Here is a 1,584-nt window from a genome sequence, read left to right as displayed (position 1 = left end):
CTTGACCAAGTTTTACCGCATTTTGAACTTTTGAAAGTCAAAAAAGGGACACATTTGTTGAGGCAGGATGAAATTTGCAGATACGTTTATTTTATTGTCAAAGGATGTTTGCAGGTATATGTACTTGACAAAAGCGGCAATGAATCCACGCGTTCATTTTACTTTGAAAACAGTTGGGTCACTGATATCTTCGGCTTTCAAAATCAAACCCCTTCATCAGAATTCATCAAAAGCGTCGAACATTGCCAATTACTCCGGATTCATTATGAACCTTTCAAACTGCTGTGTAGAGAAGTTCCGCAGTTTGATGCGCTATACAAACAAATTCTTGAAGCTTCCTATAACAACACTGTTTATAGGGTAAATTCCCTGACTTCACTCAACGCACTGGAGCGGATCCAATGGCTGATGGAGACAAAACCGCTGATTATGTCAAGGCTCTCCAGTAAGCTGATTGCATCGTATATAGGTATTTCTCCGGAAACACTCACCCGATTAAAATCCAAACTCTAAAGTCTTGACATTTGTCAAGAGTCAAGTGCTTCCCATTTTAGAATTTTGAGTACAAAACACAAAAATCTAAAAAAAATGAAGGAGTACTTATTATTGTTTTGGAACGAATCAGGCGATGGTCAATACCAAATCGACCCTGAAAAAATGAAAGAAGGAATGGAAGCATGGCAAGCCTGGATTGGAAATATCGCAATGCAGGGAAAGCTTATTTCCACAAAGCCCATTCATTGGGCGGGGATTCAGGTTGGCAATGCCACTCAGAAGGAATGCCCGGTAATCGCCGAAAAAATCATGGTTACAGGCTATCTGATTTGTAAATCAAACAACATCAATGAAGTTGTGGGATGGTCAAAAACCTGTCCCATTCTACAGAGTCCTACAGGGTTTACAGAGATCAGAGAAGTATTACCTTTTGATTTATGATGCTATGGAGAAGATTTTAAACATCGGACGCTATTTATTTCCATTATCATTCCTCCTGTATGTAGGCTTGCATTTTGGTAAACCGGAAGTCGGAGCAGCTTTTGTACCTGAATTTATTCCGTTTCCTCTATTTTGGAATTACTTTACTGCTCTCTGTATTATCGCATTTATTTTAAGTGCAGTATTCAGGAAGTATGACAAGCTTGCCTATGTTTCGATGGCTATCTATGTCTTCTTGATGGCTATTTTGGTTCATTTTCCAAAAGCAGGCAGCGATGAATTGGAAATGATTAATGGATTTAGGAATATTATGCTGATTGGTGCTTTGTTGGGCTTTGCTAAGTACGTGGCATCCGACAAAAGAATAGTTGGGTAAAAGTAAAAGGAAAACCCTCCTCGGTGTAGAATTACGATTGATGGTGGACTCGGTGGGATTTGTAATCCCACTCACCTATTCTTCCAATTTGCAATTGGATTCAAGAAAGAAAGCTCATTCTTGGTTATTTGAACTACTAAAAGGTCTTGCGCCATCGTCATTCTAACCCATAAACTAAATGTTAGGCTTTTCCCGTTTCTTGAATTTTTTCAAATATCTACTTTTTCCACAGTGTTTTTTTCATCCCTAAAAGCCGGATATAAGGATAAGAT

At 38.6% G+C, this 1,584-nt stretch carries 3 protein-coding genes; all 3 read left to right on the top strand.

Annotation, left to right across the window (positions count from 1 at the left end; translation table 11 throughout):
• The coding region (locus ACZFYI_RS20215) for a Crp/Fnr family transcriptional regulator (protein ID WP_462525923.1) at positions 1-513 on the top strand (513 nt) is incomplete at its 5' end.
• Between the two features lie 75 nt (positions 514-588).
• Complete coding sequence (locus ACZFYI_RS20210) at positions 589-936, top strand: YciI family protein (RefSeq protein WP_462525922.1); 348 nt, start codon at positions 589-591, stop codon at positions 934-936.
• Between the two features lie 4 nt (positions 937-940).
• Positions 941-1,312: a DoxX family protein gene (locus tag ACZFYI_RS20205; RefSeq protein WP_462525921.1), complete on the top strand. Its 372-nt coding sequence runs from the start codon at positions 941-943 to the stop codon at positions 1,310-1,312.
• Positions 1,313-1,584: the final 272 nt, after the last annotated feature.

The organism is Aquiflexum sp., assembly GCF_977115555.1.
This window is presented reverse-complemented; position numbering and strand designations above follow the sequence as displayed.

Excerpts from the sequence above, each read along its gene's own strand:
- ACZFYI_RS20210 (WP_462525922.1), top strand. The coding sequence starts at position 589 with ATGAAGGAGTACTTATTATTGTTTTGGAACGAATCAGGCGATGGTCAA.
- ACZFYI_RS20205 (WP_462525921.1), top strand. The coding sequence starts at position 941 with ATGGAGAAGATTTTAAACATCGGACGCTATTTATTTCCATTATCATTC.